The following is a 15,046-nucleotide window of genomic DNA, read 5'->3' as shown; positions in this document are numbered from 1 at the left end:
GGCAAATGGGCTTGACGGGGACAGGCCCCGTCAACACGGCGTGCTGGCGCAACATCACTTGCTATTTGCCTTGCCACACGGGCTTGCGCTTCTCGGCAAAAGCCGTCGCGCCTTCCTTGGCGTCGGCGGACGTGAAGATGTGCGCGATCAGCGGACGTTGGCGGTCGAACATGTCTGCCTGATCCCAGTCGCCGCCCTGCGCCACGATGCTCTTGGCGGTCTGCACGGCCAGCGGGCCGTTCTCGACGATGGCGCGGGCCAGTTCCAGCGCGCCGGCCAGGGCGCCGCCCGGCTCGGTCAGGCGGTTGACCAGGCCAAAGGCGTGGGCGCGCTCGGCGGTCAGCATCTCGCCGGTCAGGATCACTTCCATCGCGATGTGGTACGGCAGGCGGCGCGGCAGGCGCAACAGGCCGCCGGCGCCGGCCACCAGACCGCGCTTGACCTCGGGCAGCCCGAACTTGGCGTTGCTGGCGGCCACGATCAGGTCGGAAGCCAGCGCCATTTCGCAACCGCCAGCCAGGGCATAACCCTCGACCGCGGCGATCAGCGGCTTCTTGGGCGGACGCTCGTTCAGGCCGGCGAAACCGCGGCCGTCCACGTAGGGGCGCTGACCCGACGCGGCGAACGCCTTCAGGTCCATGCCCGACGAAAACGTGCCGCCGCCACCCGTCAGGATGCCAATGCGAACGTCGTCACGGCTGTCCAGCTGGTCCAGCGCGGCGGCCATGGCCACGGCGGTTTCCAGGTTGATGGCGTTCTTGGCCTCGGGACGGTTGATCGTGATGATCTGGATGCCGTCAGTGACTTCCACCGTGATCAGGTCGGACATGGGACTGCTCCTTTTTCGCGAATTCTCGGAATCGGGTTCCGGGTTTTATATAAGACTCAAGACTCAACCTGGAATCATACGACCATTGGTTTGCGGCCGCAGGCCAGGCCGGCCGGGTGTCCACCAGGGGCACATTCGGGGACGCTTTCGGCGGCCCTTTCGGCCCCCATATGTAACCGCCGCGCCGACGCCCGGGACCGCTGCGGCCGCAGGCCAGTTAAAATGCCGGGTTTCCCACGCGCAGGGCAGCCCTTGCCCGGCGGCCGAATTCCAAGAATCCTATGCTCACCTTTCAGCAAATCATCCTTACGCTCCAGGAATACTGGGACAAACAGGGTTGCGCCCTGCTGCAGCCCTACGACATGGAAGTCGGCGCCGGCACCTCGCACACGGCCACGTTCCTGCGCGCCATCGGGCCGGAGCCCTGGCGCGCCGCCTACGTCCAGCCTTCGCGCCGCCCCAAGGATGGCCGCTACGGCGAAAACCCCAACCGCCTGCAGCACTACTACCAGTACCAGGTCGTGCTCAAGCCCGCGCCCCCTGAAATCCTGGATCTGTACATCGGTTCGCTGAAGGCGCTGGGCATCGATCCCACGCAGCACGACATCCGCTTCGTCGAGGACGACTGGGAAAACCCCACGCTCGGCGCCTGGGGCCTGGGCTGGGAAGTCTGGCTGAACGGCATGGAAGTGACCCAGTTCACGTATTTCCAGCAGGTCGGCGGCCTGGATTGCACGCCCACCACCGGTGAAATCACCTACGGCCTGGAACGCCTGGCCATGTACCTGCAGGACGTGCAGAGCGTCTACGACCTGGTCTGGACGGAAGGCGCCAACGGCAAGCGCGTGCTGTACCGCGACGTGTTCCACCAGAACGAAGTCGAGCAATCCACGTACAACTTCGAGCACTCGTCGGCCGACATGCTGTTTGCGCATTTCAACGACTACGAAGCCGAGGCCAAGCGCCTGATGGACGTGCCGCTGGCGCTGCCGGCCTACGAGGCCGCGCTGAAAGCCGCGCACACCTTCAACATGCTGGACGCGCGCGGCGCGATCAGCGTGACCGAACGCGCCGCCTACATCGGCCGCATCCGCAACCTGTCGCGCGCCGTCGCGCAGGCCTATTACGATTCCCGCGAACGACTGGGCTTTCCCATGCTGGGCCGCGACAAGGCCGCCGGGGAGGCTGCATAAATGACGACGAACATCCGCCCGCTGCTGGTCGAACTGCTGACCGAAGAACTCCCGCCCAAGGCCCTGCAGAAACTGGGCCAGGCCTTTGCCGAAGGCGTGCGCGCCACGTTGGACCGCCATGGCCTGCTGGCCGAAGGCTGCGCCGTGACGCCGTATTCGACGCCGCGCCGCCTGGCCGTCCACCTGTCCGCCGTGCTGGCGCAGGCGCCCGACCAGGCCTATGCCGAAAAGCTGATGCCCGTGAAGATCGGCCTGACCGAAGACGGCAAGGCCACGCCGGCGCTGCAAAAGAAACTGGCCGCCAAGGGCCTTGAAAACATCGACCTCGCCACGCTGGACCGCGAATCCGACGGCAAGCAGGACTACCTGGTGGCGCGTGGCACGGCCGCCGGTGCGCAACTGGCCGCCGGCCTGCAGGAAGGCATCGAAGCCGCCATCGACGGCCTGCCCATCCCCAAGGTCATGCGCTACCAATTGGCCGACGGCGTCACCACCGTCAAGTTCGTGCGCCCGGCGCACGGCCTGATCGCGCTGTTTGGCGCCGACGTGGTGCCGGTGCAGGCACTGGGCCTGTCCGCTGGCCGCGAGACGCTGGGCCACCGCTTCATGAGCCAGGGCGCCGTCGCCATTGCCGACGCCGACGCCTATGTCGCCACGCTGGCCGAAAAGGGCCACGTCGTGGCGTCGTTCGAAGCGCGCCGCGCCGAGATCCAGCGCCAGCTGCAAGAAGCAGCGACCCGCCTGTCCGCCACGCTGGGCGACGACCCCGAAGTGACCGCGCTGCTGGACGAAGTGACCGCGCTGGTCGAACACCCCACCGTCTACGTGGGCCAGTTCGAGGAACAGTTCCTGCAGGTTCCGCAGGAATGCCTGATCCTGACCATGCGGCTGAACCAGAAGTACTTCCCGCTGTTCGATCCGGCCACCGGCCGCCTCACGCACCGTTTCCTGATCGTGAGCAACATGCGCACGGACAACCCGGTAAACATCGTCGAGGGCAACCAGCGCGTGGTGCGTCCGCGCCTGGCCGATGCGCAATTCTTCTTTGAAACCGACCGCAAGACGCCACTGGCCGCGCGCGTTGAGCAACTGGGTTCGATCGTCTATCACAACAAGCTGGGCACCCAGCTCGAACGCGTGGAGCGCGTGCGCGCAATCGCCCGCGGCATTGCCGGCGAACTGGGCGGCGACGTGTCCGCCGCCGACCGCGCCGCCATGCTGGCCAAGGCCGACCTCGGCTCCAACATGGTGGGCGAATTCCCCGAGCTGCAAGGCATCATGGGCGCGTACTACGCCGCCGGCGACGGCGAACCCGCCAGCGTCGTCGAGGCCCTGCGCACGCAATACCGCAACCGCTACGACACGCCAGTGACCCAGGGCACCCTGACCGCCGCGACGCTGTTCATCGCCGAACGCGTCGAAACGCTGGTCGGCATCTGGGCGATCGGTCTTGCCCCCACCGGCGAGCGCGACCCCTTCGGCCTGCGCCGCGCCGCGCTGGGCCTGATCAGCGCCTTCGAACAACTGGCCGCGGGCGGCTGGCTGAAAATCAGCCAGAACGGTCCGCTGACCCTGGACGGCCTGCTGCAACTGGCCGCCAGCACGTTCGCGGACGGCAAGATCCCGTCCGGCACGCTGGCCGAGGTCCGCACCTTCATCTACGAGCGCTACCGCAACCAGCTCATCAACGACTTCGACCGCAATGCCGTCGAGGCCGTGATCGCGCTGACCCCGCCCCTGCATCAGGTCGCCGAGCGCGTGCGCGCCGCCGCGGCATTCGCGCAATTGCCCGAAGCCGCCAGCCTGGCTGCCGCCAACAAGCGCATCGGCAACCTGCTCAAGAAGGCCGAAGGCGAGATCGGCACGGTGAACGACGCGGCGCTGGTGGAACCCGCTGAAAAGGCCCTGGCCGCCGCCGTGGCTGCCCTGCGTCCGAAGGCCGAGGCGCAATTGGCCGCCGGCGACTTCACCGGCAGCCTGTCCACGCTGGCCCAGGCCCGCGAACCCGTGGACGCGTTCTTTGCCGACGTCATGGTCATGGCCGAAGACCCGGCCGTGCGCGCCAACCGGCTGGCCCTCCTGGCCCAACTGCATGGCCTGATGAACCAGGTCGCTGACATCTCCAGGCTCGCCCAGTGAAGCTCATCATCCTCGACCGCGACGGCGTCATCAATCAGGACAGCGACGCCTTCGTCAAGACGCCCGACGAATGGATCGCGCTGCCGGGCAGCCTGCAGGCCATCGCGCGCCTCACGCAGGCCGGCTGGAAGGTGGTGGTTGCCACCAATCAGTCGGGTCTGGCGCGCGGCCTGTTCGACATGGACACGCTGACCGCCATCCACACCAAGATGCGGCGCGAGCTCGCCGCGGTGGGCGGCAGCGTCGACGCCATTTTCATGTGCCCGCACGGCCCCGACGACGACTGCTCCTGCCGCAAGCCGCGTCCGGGCATGTTCGAGCAGATCGGGCACCGCTACGACGTCGACCTGGCCGGCGTGCCGGCCGTGGGCGATTCGCTGCGCGATCTGCAGGCCTCTTCGGCAGCGGGATGCTCGCCGTGGCTGGTCCTGACGGGCAATGGCGCCAAGACGCTGGCCAAGGGCGGCCTGCCCGACAACACGCGCGTCTGCGACGACCTGTCGGCCCTGGCCGACGCCCTGCTGCAGGACGCGTGACCCGATGGCCTGGCTTCGTTCGTTCCTGTACTTCGTGTTCCTGGCCGTCACGGTCATTCCGTATGCTTTCGCCTGTGTCCTGTGGGCGCCGCTGCCGCTGCACTGGCGCTACAAGCTGACGGTCGGCTGGCCCCGGCTGGCCATCTGGGGCGCCAAGGTGTTCTGCGGCATCCGCTGGCAGGTCAAGGGCTGGGAAAACCTGCCCGACGGCCCCGCGGTGCTGCTGTCCAAGCACCAATCGGCCTGGGAAACCCTGTTCTTCCCGGCCTACATGCCGCGCGAGGTCTGCTTCGTCTACAAGAAAGAACTGCACATGGTGCCGTTCTTCGGCTGGGGCCTGGCGCTCTTGCGCATGATCGCCATCGACCGCGCCAAGGGCCGCGACGCTTTTGAACAAGTGGTCAAGCAAGGCCAGACCCGCCTGAACGAAGGCCGCTGGCCGCTGCTGTTTCCCGAAGGCACGCGCGTGGCGCCCGGCCAGACCGCACGCTTCAAGATGGGCGGCGCGCTGCTGGCCTCGCGCACCGGCGCCGTGGTCATCCCCGTGGCGCACAACGCCGGCGAATGCTGGCGCCGCAACGCCTTCGTCAAGTATCCCGGCATGGTCACCCTGTCGATCGGTCCCGCGATAGAATCCAAGGGACTCACCCCCGAGGAACTGAACCAGAAGGTTCAGGACTGGATCGAAGGGGAAATGCGGCGTCTCAACCCCGAAAGGTATGCCCAGCACTGATCAGCTAGAACTCCTGTTCAACACGCAGGAAGACGACGCGCCCGCGGGCGCGCCGCCGCTGATCGCCGTGCCGGCGGCGCCGGCCGCCCCGCGCGCGCCGTCCGCCGCGCCGGACACCCCGCGCCCCGTCACACCCCCCAACCTGTTTCCCGACGCCGCCAAGGCCCCCGCCCCCGCGGGCGAGCCGCTGCTGACGCTGTCGCCCAATGCGGCGTCGCGCGTGCCCACGCCCTGCCCCGACCCGCTGCCGCCCGGCGCGCGCTGGCGCGAGGTGCCCACCGATCAGCAGACCATCGGCTTCGTGCTGCTGCGTTCGCGGCGGCGCAGCATCGGCTTCGTCATCACCGACGACGGCCTGCGCGTGACCGCCCCCAATTGGGTGACGCTGACGCAGATCGACGACGCGGTGCGCGAAAAATCGCGCTGGATCCTGACCAAGCTGCGCGAATGGCACGCCCGCAAGCAGCAGCTGGCCATGGCGCACACGCGCTGGCAGGCGGGCGGAGAACTCCCCTATCTGGGCCGGCGCATCGTCATCGGCGTGGGCGGCGACAGCCGCCAGGCCAATCTGTCCGGCGACGCCGACGCGCCGCAAGATGGCGACACCCTGTGGCTGGCGCTGCCGTCCCACGCCGACCAGGGCCGCATCCGCGATGCGGCCCAAGCGTGGCTGCAACAGCGCGCGGGCGCGTGGTTCGGTGCGCGGCTGGCGCACTTTTTGCAGGTTAGCGGCCTGAAGATCCGCCGCTGGCGCCTGTCGTCGGCCGCCACGCGCTGGGGGTCGTGCACCAGCGACGGCAACATCATGCTGAACTGGCGCCTGATCCACTTCGCCCCGGCCATCATCGATTACGTCATCGCGCACGAACTTGCCCATTTGCGCGAGATGAACCACAGTCAGGACTTCTGGCGCGAAGTCGGCCAGATCCTGCCCGACTTCGAAGACGCCAAGAACATCCTGCGGCGTCACGATCCCGCTTCGCTGCCTCAGTTCTGAAGCGCGCGGCACCCAGCGCCTGTTGCGATCCCAAGGAGAATCGAAATGTTGCTGCTGATTCCGGGCCCGGTCACCACCGACGCGCGGGTGAAGGCCGCCATGGCGCAGGACTACGCGCCGTGGGACAACGATTTCCGCACGCTGTACCGGCAGGTGTGCGACGGCGTGCTGGCGATTGCGCAGGCGGGCGCGGACGAGCACGTGGCGCTGGCCTTGCCGGGCTGCGGCCACTTTGCCGTCGAGGCCGCGATCCGCACCTTCGTGCCGCCCGGCGGCCGCATGCTGGCCCCGTCCACCGGCGCGTACGCGGCCCGGCTGCAAAAGCTGGCCGCCGAGGCAGGCCGCATCGCCGTGCCGCTATCGGTGGGCGCCGCCGAGCGCGTGGATCCGCAGGCGGTGGCCGACGCGCTGGAACGCGACCCCACGCTCACGCACCTGGCGCTGGTCTACAGCGAAACCGGCAGCGGCATCTGCCACGACGTCCCCCATCTTGCCCGCATCGCCCACGCGCTGGGACGCCGCGTGATCATCGACGCCGTGTCGGCGTTCGGCGCGTTGCCGCTTGAATTGCGCGCCCTGCCCGCGGTCGACGCCGTGGTGCTGACCGCCAACAAATGCCTGGAAGGCCTGCCGGGCGCGGCCTTCGTTGTCGCGCGCCGCGACAGCCTGGATGCCGCGCGCGGCAATGCGGGCAGCTGGTCGCTCGACCTGGCGGACATCTACCAGCACACGCTGGCGCCCAACGCCGGCCCCCGCTTCACGCCCGCCGCGCCCACGCTGGCCGCGCTGGCCGTGGCGCTGGAACTGTTCCGCCTGGAAGGCCGCGAGGCTCGTCTGGCGCGTTACACGGCCAACATGCGCACGCTCTATGATGGCGTGATCGATCTTGGCCTGACCCCATACCTGCCGCCCGAGCTGCAAGGCCCCATCGTCGTCAACGTCCGCGCGCCGGATGCCCCGACCTGGCACCTGCAGCTCTTCGTGGACGCGCTCAAGCAGCGCGGCTATGTGATCAGCAACTTCACCAACACCGAAGAACCCACGTTCCGGGTCGGCTGCATCGGCGCCTTTGGCGCCGGCCAGATGCGGCAGGCGGTCGACGCCATGGGCGGCGCGCTGCGCGACATCGGAATCTCCCGGGAACACGCCGGAACCCCCCAGCGCTTCCCCCAACCTCTCATCGCTTAAGGAAATTTCCCATGCGTCTGCTCCACACCATGCTGCGCGTCGGCAACCTCGACAAGTCCATCGACTTCTACACCAACGTGCTGGGCATGCGCCTTCTGCGCCGCAACGACTATCCGGACGGCAAGTTCACGCTGGCCTTCGTCGGCTACCAGGACGAAGCCGACGGCGCCGTCATCGAACTGACCCACAACTGGGACACCGACAAGTACGACCTGGGCAACGGCTACGGCCACATCGCCCTGGAAGTCGACAACGCCTACGAAGCCTGTGACAAGGTCAAGGAGCGCGGCGGCAAGGTCACCCGCGAGGCCGGCCCGATGAAGCACGGCAAGACCGTCATCGCCTTCGTGGAAGACCCCGACGGCTACAAGATCGAATTCATCCAGAAGAAAGACCGCCAGGACTGAGCGGAACGCCAGCCATGATCCATCCCATCCTGAAAATGGGCGACCCGCGGCTGCTGCGCGTGGCGCCCCCGGTCGACCGTTTCGACACGCCTGAGCTGCACGCCCTGATCGACGACATGTTCGAAACCATGGCGGCCGCGCAGGGCGTGGGCCTGGCCGCGCCGCAGATCGGCGTGGACCTGCAACTGGTGATCTTCGGGTTCGACCGCAATGACCGCTATCCCGACGCGCCGCCGGTGCCGCAGACGATTCTGTGCAATCCGGTCATCACGCCGCTTTCGGACGAGATGGAAGACGGCTGGGAAGGCTGCCTGTCGGTGCCGGGTCTGCGCGGCCTGGTGCCGCGCTACCGCCATATCCGGTACAGCGGCCGCGATCCGTACGGCCAGCTGATCGAGCGCGAGGCCGAAGGCTTTCACGCACGCGTCGTCCAGCACGAATGCGACCACCTGATCGGCCGCCTGTATCCGTCCCGGATCCAGGATTTCTCGAAGTTCGGCTTCACGGAAATCCTGTTCCCGGGCATGGACCCGAATCAGGACGACTAGGCGTTACCGCCGGGTCTTGCAGCAGCGGGGGGCTCGTCCTCCTGCTGTTGCGGCGGCTGCGGTTGCTGCGGCGGCTCCGGCTGTTGCGGCGGCGGCGACTCCGGCTGCTGCGGCTCCGGCTTCTGTTCCTGCACCTGAACCGGCGCCCCTTCGCCCGGCGGCGTCAGCGCCTGGGGCGCAAAATCATCCACCTGCAATACCTTCAGCACCGTCGCTTCCGCGGCTTCGAGCTGCGCCGCCTGCGCGTCCGTGATGGCGCCGCGCTGATGCGCCTCGCGCCAGTTGCGCACGTTGGACTGGCGCAACCGGTCGCGGATCGGCTGCACCGCATCGGCCAGCGCAAAGGCGCGGGTCAACAGGCCCAGCGGATCCTCCCCGGGTTCGCGCTGCAGGTCGGCCGCCAGACGCACATGCGTGGGCGACGGCTTGAGCAGCAATTCGGCGCATTCCCGCGTGAGCGCGTCGTCCGGCCCCTTGGCCAGCCGCAGCGGCAGGATGGCCGCCCGCAACGCCCAGGACAGCGCCTTGACCGGCAGGTTGCGCAGCACCTGATCCATGCTCTTCTCGATGCTGGCGAAGCCCTGCGCCATGCACCAGCGCACCAGCGGCAGGTCGTCGTGCTTGCGCCCCTCGTCTTCCCAACGCTTTAGCACCGCGGACAGCAGATAGAGTTCGGACAGGATGTCGCCCAGGCGCGCGGAGATCATTTCGCGGCGCTTCAGGCCCCCACCCAGTTGCGCCAGCGTGGCGTCGGCCAGCAGCGCGAAGCCTGACGCATAACGGCCCAGCCGGCGGTAATGACCCGCCACCGGTCCCGAGGCCGGCGCGGGCGCCAGCATGCCGCCCGTCCACGCGCGGCCGATCGCGCGCAGCGTGTTCATGCCCGCGTGGCGCAGATGGCGCCAGAAGACATCGTGGAAGACCTCGATGCCGCGTTCCTCGTCGGGGTTGCCCAGCGCCAGGATCTCCGGCATCAGATAGGGATGCGCGCGAATGGCGCCTTGCCCGAAGATGATCAGATTGCGCGTCAGGATGTTGGCGCCCTCGACCGTGATCGCAATGGGCACGGCGCGGTACAGGGAGCCCAGGTAATTGCTGGGGCCGTCCATGACGGCGCGGCCCGCGTGCACGTCCATGGCGTCGTTCACCGACACGCGCATGCGCTCGGTGGCGTGGTATTTCATGATGCCGGACACCACCGCAGGCTTGACGCCCTGATTGAGCGCGGCGCAGGTCAGGCGGCGCGCGGCCTCGACCAGATAGGCGTTGCCGGCCAGGCTGGCCAGCCGCTCCTGAACGCCCTCGAACTTGCCGATCGGGATGCCGAATTGCTCGCGCACCCGCGCATACATGCCGGTGGTGTGCGCGCACATCGCCGCGGCGGCGGCCGACAGCGACGGCAGCGAAATGCCGCGCCCGGCGGCCAGTGCGCTCATCAGCATCTGCCAGCCCTGCCCGGCGCGCTCGATGCCGCCGATCAGCGCATCCAGCGGCACAAAAACGTCGCGGCCCGAGTTGGGCCCGTTCTGGAACACCTGCATGGCGGGAAGGTGGCGCCGGCCGATCTCGACGCCGGGCGCGTCGGTGGGAACGAGCGCCACCGAGATGCCGATATCCTTGGGCCCGCCCAGGATGCCGTCGGGGTCCGACATCTTGAACGCCAGCCCCAGCACGGTGGCCACCGGCCCCAGCGTGATGTAGCGCTTGTGCCAATTGAGCCGGATGCCGATGAGCTCACGCCCATCCACGACCTGGCGGCACACGACGCCGGTATCGACCATCGAGGCCGCATCCGAGCCGGCTTCGGGACTGGTCAGGCCAAAGCACGGGACTTCCCGGCCGTCGGCAAGCCGTGGCAGCCAGTAATCGCGCTGCGCCTGCGTGCCGAACTGCATGAGCAGTTCGCCCGGCCCCAGCGAGTTCGGCACCATGACCGTGACGCCCGCCGTGATGGAATAGGCGGAAATGCGCCGCACCACTTCGGAGTGCGCATAGGGCGAGAACCCCAGGCCGCCGTGGCGGCGCGGAATGATCATGCCGAAGAAACGCTGCGTCTTGAGGTATTCCCAGACGTGCGGCGGCAGATCGCGCCGGTTCCAGGAGATATCCCATTCGTCCAGCATGCCGCACAGTTCGCGCACGGGACCGTCGATGAAGCGCTGTTCATCCGGCGTCAGCGTGGCCGGCGGCACGCTGAGCAGCTTGCGCCAGTCGGGATTGCCCGTGAACAGGTCGGCGTCCCACCAGCTGTCGCCGGCTTCGATGGCTTCGCGTTCGGTGGCCGACATGGCCGGCATGGCATTGCGGGCCCAGCGGTAAGCGGGTTCCGAAATGCGGCGCCGGCGCCAGGCGTTGAAATCCATGGGTCCCCCTGTTGTTCGCTACAAGACGTATCGGGCCAAAGTACCAGAATTGGCGCGGCCCGGCCAAGCTGCGGCTTACCGACTCTGCGACAATGGGCGTCGCCGCGCAGATGCGCAATCAACCGCTGTCCGGGCTCGTCCGCATGCTGAACAAACTCTGGCTTGGCTTCTTCCTTACCGCTGCCGCGGCCGCGCTGTACCGCTGGCTCGTCATCGGGGACCCGGAAGTCTTTCGCCAGATGGTCGCCAGCCTGTTCGACATGGCGCGCGTGTCCGTGGACGTGATGGTGCTGCTCTTTGGCACGCTGACGCTGTGGCTGGGTTTCCTGCGCATCGCCGAGGGCGCGGGGCTGGTCGAAAAGCTTGCGCGGCTCCTGGGCCCCCTGTTCGCGCGCCTGATGCCCGAGGTGCCGCGCAATCACCCAGCCATCGGCCTGATCACGCTGAACTTCGCGGCCAATGGCCTGGGGCTGGACAACGCCGCCACCCCCATCGGCCTGCGCGCCATGCGCGAGCTGCAAGCGCTCAACCCCAAGCCGGACACCGCCACCAACGCGCAGATCCTGTTCCTGGTGCTCAATGCATCGTCGCTGACGCTGCTGCCCGTCACGCTGTTCATGTTCCGCGCGCAGCAGGGCGCGCCCGATCCCACGCTGGTCTTTTTGCCCATTCTGCTGGCCACCAGCGCGTCCACGCTGGCCGGCTTTCTGGCGGTCGCGCTGTGCCAGCGGCTGCGCCTGGCCGATCCGGTCATCCTGCTGTGGCTGGGCGGCGCGGCGCTGGTGCTGGGCGGATTCATGGCGCTTCTGGCCAGCATGTCGGCAGCCGCCATCGCGTCGCTGTCTTCGCTGCTGGGCAACCTGACGCTGTTTGGCATCCTGCTGGCGTTTCTGGTCGTCGGCGCGTGGAAAAAAGTGCCTGTGTACGAGGCCTTCATTGAAGGCGCCAAGGAAGGGTTCGATATCGCCAAGAGCCTGTTGCCGTATCTGGTGGCGATGCTGTGCGCCGTGGGCGTACTGCGCGCGTCGGGCGCGCTGGACTTCCTGTTGGATGGCATCCGCTGGCTGGCGCAGCAGGCAAACTGGGACACGCGCTTCGTGGACGCGCTGCCCACGGCGCTGGTCAAGCCGTTCTCGGGCAGCGCAGCGCGCGCGATGATGCTGGAGACCATGACGCACTTCGGCGTGGACAGCTTCCCGGCGCTGCTGTCCGCGGTGGTGCAAGGCAGCACCGAGACCACCTTCTATGTGCTGGCGGTGTACTTCGGGTCGGTGGGGATTTTGCGCGCCCGGCATGCGGTCGGCTGCGCGCTGATCGCCGACCTGGCCGGGGTACTGGCCGCGATCGGCGTCTGCTACTGGTTCTTCGGCTAGGCGCCCTGCTTCAGTCCACCAGCAGGATCTTCATCCCGTTGGTGCCGCCGCTGTCGCGATAGAAATCGCCCTTGGTCAGGATCACCCAATCGCCGGTCTGCACCAGATTGCGCTTGCGCAGCTCGTCGATGGCGGCGTTGGAAAGATCGGCCGGATCGTAGTCCGACGGCGCGAACGGAATCGTGTACACGCCACGGAACATCGTCACGCGGTTTTGCGTCACGCTGTGCGGGCTGTAGCAGTAGATGGGCACGCCCGAGCGGATGCGCGACATGATGAGCGGCGTGTGGCCGCTTTCGGTCAGCGCGATGATGGCCTTGACGCCGGGAAAATGGTTGGCGGCATACATGGCCGCCAGCGCGATGGTTTCGTCGCAGCGCGTGAAGGTCTCGCCCATGCGGTGATGCGACTTCGTGGACGTGGGATGCTTTTCCGCGCCCAGGCACACACGCGCCATGGCTTGCACGGTTTCGACCGGATACTGGCCCGACGCGCTTTCAGCCGACAGCATGACGGCGTCGGTGTAGTCCAGCACCGCGTTGGCCACGTCGGAGACTTCGGCGCGGGTGGGCATCGGGCTGGAGATCATCGATTCCATCATCTGCGTGGCGGTGATGACCACCTTGTTCAGCGTACGCGCGTGCTGGATGATGCGCTTCTGGATGCCCACCAGCTCGGCGTCGCCCACTTCCACGCCCAGGTCGCCACGCGCCACCATCACGCCGTCGCTTGCGCGGATCAGCGCATCCAGGGCCTCGTCGTCGGCTACTGCCTCGGCGCGTTCGATCTTTGCGATGATCCATGCCTGGCTGCCGGCCTCGGCAAGCAAGGTGCGGGCCTCGTCGATGTCGCTGCCATAGCGCGGGAACGACACCGCCACGTAGTCCAGCTCCATTTCGGCGGCCAGCTTGATATCGACGCGATCCTTGTCGGTCAGGCTGGGCGCGGACAGGCCGCCGCCGCGGCGGTTGATGCCCTTGTTGTTGGACAGCGGACCGCCCACCGTGACGGTGGTGTGGACTTCGTCGCCTTCGACGCGATCCACGACCAGCACGACGCGGCCGTCATCGAGCAGCAGCTCGTCGCCCACGCGGCAATCGGTCACGAGTTCCGGATAGTCGATGCCCACGATGCTGGACGTGCCCGCATCCTTGGGATGCACGCGCGACAGCGTGAACGGCTGGCCCACGTGCAGCTCCACCAGCTTGTCGACAAAGCGGGCGATGCGGATCTTGGGCCCTTGCAGGTCGCCCATGATCGCGACGAAGCGGCCCTGCTTGGCCGCGATCTCGCGCACCAGCCGCGCGCGCTCGCGGTGGTCGTCCGCGCTGCCATGCGAGAAGTTCAGCCGTGCGACGTCCAGCCCCGCGCGGATGAGCGCGTCGATGCGTTCGGGCGACGAGGTCGAGGGTCCCAGGGTGGCGACAATTTTTGTGCGGCGCAATACAGGCATGGCGGTCCACTCTCGCAAAAGCAACGAAAGCGCTATGGTACGCCGGCCGCGTTGTCACGGGTATCATGGGTGACACATCGATCACTAACGCGCCCCCCTTCCGACCGTGAAAATCGTCATCGCTCCCGATTCGTTCAAAGAAAGCGTTTCCGCGCCCGATGCGGCGGCGGCCATTGCGCGCGGCGTCAAGGCTGCCTTTCCCGGCGCGCACACCTTGTGCATCCCGATGGCCGACGGCGGCGAAGGCACTGTCGAAGCCGTGCTCGCGGCCACCGGCGGCAAGGAACATCAGATCACCGTGAACGACGCGCTCGGCCACAAGGTCGACGCCGTGTGGGGTTTGCTGGACGACGGCACCGCCGTCATCGAGATGGCCGCCGCGGCGGGCCTTGAATTGATCTCTCCTTCCAAGCGCGACCCGATGCGCGCCAGCAGCCACGGCGTGGGCGAGCTGATGCGCGCGGCGCTGGACGCGGGCGCCAAGCGCATCATCCTGGGGTTGGGCGGCTCGGCCACCAACGACGCGGGCGCCGGCATGCTGACGGCGCTGGGCGTGCGACTGCTGGACGCCGGCGGCAACAGCCTGCCGCCGGGCGGCGGGGCGCTGGGCCAACTTGCCTCCATCGACACGCATGGCCTGGACCCGCGGCTCGCCCAGGTGCGCGTCGACATCGCCTCCGACGTCGACAATCCCTTGTGCGGCCCGCATGGCGCGTCGCACGTGTTCGGGCCGCAAAAGGGCGCGACGCCGGAACAGGTGCAGACCCTGGACACCCTGCTGAGTCACTTCGCCGACGTGTGCGCAAAGCACCTCGGCGCCGACCACCGCGACGCGCCCGGCGCGGGCGCCGCCGGAGGCCTGGGTTTTGCCGCCAAGGCGTTCCTGAACGCGCATTTCCGGCCGGGCGTGGAGATCGTCGCAGAGCTGGGCGGTCTGGCCGACGCCGTGGAAGGCGCAACGCTGGTGTTCACCGGCGAAGGCCGGATGGACGCACAGACGCTGCGCGGCAAGACGCCCGCAGGCGTCGCCCGGGTTGCGCAACGCGCGGGCGTTCCCGTCGTGGCGCTGGCCGGCTCGCTGGGCGAAGGCTACGAGGCCCTGCACACCTGCGGCATCAGCGCCGCATTCAGCCTGGCCCCCGGCCCCATCACGTTGCAGCAGGCCTTGGCCGACGCCGAGCGCCTGCTTGCCGACCGGGCACGCGACGTGATGCAGCTGTGGATGGCGGCGCAGAAGCGCATGCTGTGATCGGGCGCCAGGGGCAACCCGCTGAACCGCCGTCACAG

The 15,046-nt window shown here is 68.0% G+C and carries 13 protein-coding genes; 10 read left to right on the top strand and 3 right to left on the bottom strand.

The genetic code is table 11. The features are described 5' to 3' along the window. Positions 1 to 61 precede the first annotated feature (61 nt). Positions 62 to 829 (bottom strand): crotonase/enoyl-CoA hydratase family protein, encoded by a 768-nt coding sequence (locus QEP15_RS03930; RefSeq protein ID WP_152383495.1) that lies wholly within the window; start codon positions 827 to 829, stop codon positions 62 to 64. A gap of 281 nt (positions 830 to 1,110) precedes the next feature. On the opposite strand from QEP15_RS03930, the gene glyQ reads away from it, so the two are divergent. The 8 genes from glyQ to def are packed head-to-tail and all read left to right on the top strand — an operon-like array spanning position 1,111 to position 8,570. Continuing rightward, positions 1,111 to 2,022: a glycine--tRNA ligase subunit alpha gene (glyQ, locus tag QEP15_RS03925; protein ID WP_056320918.1), complete on the top strand. Its 912-nt coding sequence runs from the start codon at positions 1,111 to 1,113 to the stop codon at positions 2,020 to 2,022. After that, complete coding sequence (gene glyS, locus QEP15_RS03920; RefSeq protein ID WP_280148470.1) at positions 2,023 to 4,161, top strand: glycine--tRNA ligase subunit beta; 2,139 nt, start codon at positions 2,023 to 2,025, stop codon at positions 4,159 to 4,161. Beyond that, positions 4,158 to 4,697 (top strand): D-glycero-beta-D-manno-heptose 1,7-bisphosphate 7-phosphatase, encoded by a 540-nt coding sequence (gene gmhB, locus QEP15_RS03915; protein WP_062840274.1) that lies wholly within the window; start codon positions 4,158 to 4,160, stop codon positions 4,695 to 4,697. The genes glyS and gmhB overlap by 4 nt, the downstream gene beginning before the upstream one ends. A 4-nt stretch (positions 4,698 to 4,701) precedes the next feature. Beyond that, a complete protein-coding gene (locus QEP15_RS03910) occupies positions 4,702 to 5,430 on the top strand; it encodes a lysophospholipid acyltransferase family protein (RefSeq protein WP_280148469.1) in 729 nt (242 codons plus the stop codon). Then, complete coding sequence (locus QEP15_RS03905) at positions 5,417 to 6,427, top strand: M48 family metallopeptidase (protein WP_280148468.1); 1,011 nt, start codon at positions 5,417 to 5,419, stop codon at positions 6,425 to 6,427. Before QEP15_RS03910 ends, QEP15_RS03905 begins: the two co-directional genes overlap by 14 nt. Positions 6,428 to 6,472: 45 nt before the next feature. Next, positions 6,473 to 7,615, top strand: a complete 1,143-nt coding sequence (locus QEP15_RS03900; RefSeq protein ID WP_056320908.1) for a 2-aminoethylphosphonate--pyruvate transaminase — start codon at positions 6,473 to 6,475, stop codon at positions 7,613 to 7,615. Positions 7,616 to 7,626: 11 nt separating this feature from the next. Further along, a complete protein-coding gene (gene gloA, locus QEP15_RS03895) occupies positions 7,627 to 8,022 on the top strand; it encodes a lactoylglutathione lyase (RefSeq protein ID WP_056320907.1) in 396 nt (131 codons plus the stop codon). 14 nt (positions 8,023 to 8,036) lie between these two features. After that, on the top strand, positions 8,037 to 8,570 hold the full coding sequence (gene def, locus QEP15_RS03890; protein WP_056320904.1) for a peptide deformylase: 534 nt from the start codon (positions 8,037 to 8,039) through the stop codon (positions 8,568 to 8,570). On the opposite strand, the gene QEP15_RS03885 is transcribed toward def, so the two are convergent. Further along, positions 8,567 to 10,933, bottom strand: a complete 2,367-nt coding sequence (locus QEP15_RS03885) for an acyl-CoA dehydrogenase (protein ID WP_280148467.1) — start codon at positions 10,931 to 10,933, stop codon at positions 8,567 to 8,569. The two genes, def and QEP15_RS03885, sit on opposite strands and share 4 nt — an antisense overlap. A 143-nt stretch (positions 10,934 to 11,076) precedes the next feature. On the opposite strand from QEP15_RS03885, the gene QEP15_RS03880 reads away from it, so the two are divergent. Further along, entirely contained in the window at positions 11,077 to 12,306 is a 1,230-nt protein-coding gene (locus QEP15_RS03880) for a nucleoside recognition domain-containing protein (RefSeq protein WP_280148466.1), read from the top strand. Between the two features lie 10 nt (positions 12,307 to 12,316). Here QEP15_RS03880 and pyk read toward each other — a convergent pair whose 3' ends face one another. Next, positions 12,317 to 13,759 carry a pyruvate kinase gene (pyk, locus tag QEP15_RS03875; RefSeq protein ID WP_280148465.1) on the bottom strand — a complete coding sequence of 481 codons (1,443 nt, stop codon included), beginning with the start codon at positions 13,757 to 13,759 and terminating at the stop codon, positions 12,317 to 12,319. A gap of 106 nt (positions 13,760 to 13,865) precedes the next feature. On the opposite strand from pyk, the gene QEP15_RS03870 reads away from it, so the two are divergent. Beyond that, entirely contained in the window at positions 13,866 to 15,008 is a 1,143-nt protein-coding gene (locus QEP15_RS03870) for a glycerate kinase (RefSeq protein ID WP_280148464.1), read from the top strand. Positions 15,009 to 15,046 lie beyond the last annotated feature (38 nt).

The organism is Achromobacter mucicolens, from assembly GCF_029866465.1.
In the GTDB taxonomy this organism is placed as follows: Bacteria; Pseudomonadota; Gammaproteobacteria; order Burkholderiales; family Burkholderiaceae_B; genus Achromobacter; species Achromobacter mucicolens.
Note: the sequence above shows the minus strand (reverse complement) of the source record. Positions and strands in the feature narration are given on the sequence as shown.

Bases quoted from the DNA above. Each gene is read 5' to 3' on its own strand.
- QEP15_RS03885 (WP_280148467.1), bottom strand. From the start codon at position 10,933: ATGGATTTCAACGCCTGGCGCCGGCGCCGCATTTCGGAACCCGCTTAC.
- glyS (WP_280148470.1), top strand. From the start codon at position 2,023: ATGACGACGAACATCCGCCCGCTGCTGGTCGAACTGCTGACCGAAGAA.
- gloA (WP_056320907.1), top strand. From the start codon at position 7,627: ATGCGTCTGCTCCACACCATGCTGCGCGTCGGCAACCTCGACAAGTCC.
- glyQ (WP_056320918.1), top strand. From the start codon at position 1,111: ATGCTCACCTTTCAGCAAATCATCCTTACGCTCCAGGAATACTGGGAC.
- QEP15_RS03930 (WP_152383495.1), bottom strand. From the start codon at position 829: ATGTCCGACCTGATCACGGTGGAAGTCACTGACGGCATCCAGATCATC.
- QEP15_RS03910 (WP_280148469.1), top strand. From the start codon at position 4,702: ATGGCCTGGCTTCGTTCGTTCCTGTACTTCGTGTTCCTGGCCGTCACG.
- pyk (WP_280148465.1), bottom strand. From the start codon at position 13,759: ATGCCTGTATTGCGCCGCACAAAAATTGTCGCCACCCTGGGACCCTCG.
- QEP15_RS03880 (WP_280148466.1), top strand. From the start codon at position 11,077: ATGCTGAACAAACTCTGGCTTGGCTTCTTCCTTACCGCTGCCGCGGCC.
- def (WP_056320904.1), top strand. From the start codon at position 8,037: ATGATCCATCCCATCCTGAAAATGGGCGACCCGCGGCTGCTGCGCGTG.
- QEP15_RS03905 (WP_280148468.1), top strand. From the start codon at position 5,417: ATGCCCAGCACTGATCAGCTAGAACTCCTGTTCAACACGCAGGAAGAC.
- QEP15_RS03900 (WP_056320908.1), top strand. From the start codon at position 6,473: ATGTTGCTGCTGATTCCGGGCCCGGTCACCACCGACGCGCGGGTGAAG.